Source organism: Actinoplanes sp. ATCC 53533 (assembly GCF_003947245.1).
Genome location: NZ_QHHV01000691.1, coordinates 1 through 650 on the forward strand (window position 1 = coordinate 1; position 650 = coordinate 650).

Sequence of the window (650 nt, forward strand, 5' to 3'; positions counted from 1 at the left end):
CCGGGCTTGAAAGCGGGGACGACGTCTTCTTCACCGTTGACCGGTTCGCCGGTGCGCGGATTGCGCGCGGTACGGGCATTGCGCGCCCGCTTCTCGAAGACTCCGAAACCGGTAATGGCAACGCGATCGCCCTTGGTGACGGCGTTCTGTACCTCGCTGATCACCGCATCCAGCGCTGCCGTCGCCGTCTTCCGGTCCCCCAGTCGGGCGGCGAGCGCCTCGACGAGCTCTGCCTTGTTCACTGGTTTCCTCCCGAACGTGAGAACTGGCCCAATGCGAGCCATTCTGCGCGCACCGTATGCCCTCTGACCAGCAGACACAAACATCTAAGCGAAAAAACCCTTGTGTCGTAACGATTCTGCCCCMATCGGGAACCCGATGGGGGCAGAAAAGCGTGCGACAGCAAGGGAAACAGGCTCAGACGACCACTGGTTTGAAGGTTGGGCGAGACTTCTCGTACGTGGTGATCGTCTCCTCGTGGCGCAGGGTCAGTCCGATGTCGTCGAGACCCTCCAACAGCCGCCAGCGACTCGAAATACGTCGATCGGGAAGGGTCCAGACGGCGTCATCCACGCGCACCTGGCGCTGTTCCACGATCGACGGTGATCTGCTTGTCCGGCTCGCTCTCCGCGAGATCCCAGAGAGCTTCG

The 650-nt window shown here is 62.1% G+C and carries 1 protein-coding gene and 1 pseudogene; both read right to left on the reverse strand.

Annotation, left to right across the window (positions count from 1 at the left end):
• On the reverse strand, window positions 1-242 hold a 242-nt coding region (locus DMB66_RS60670; protein WP_148113024.1), incomplete at its 3' end, for an HU family DNA-binding protein.
• Between the two features lie 175 nt (window positions 243-417).
• A pseudogene (locus DMB66_RS60675) lies at window positions 418-650 on the reverse strand (3-isopropylmalate dehydratase small subunit); the annotation flags it as partial.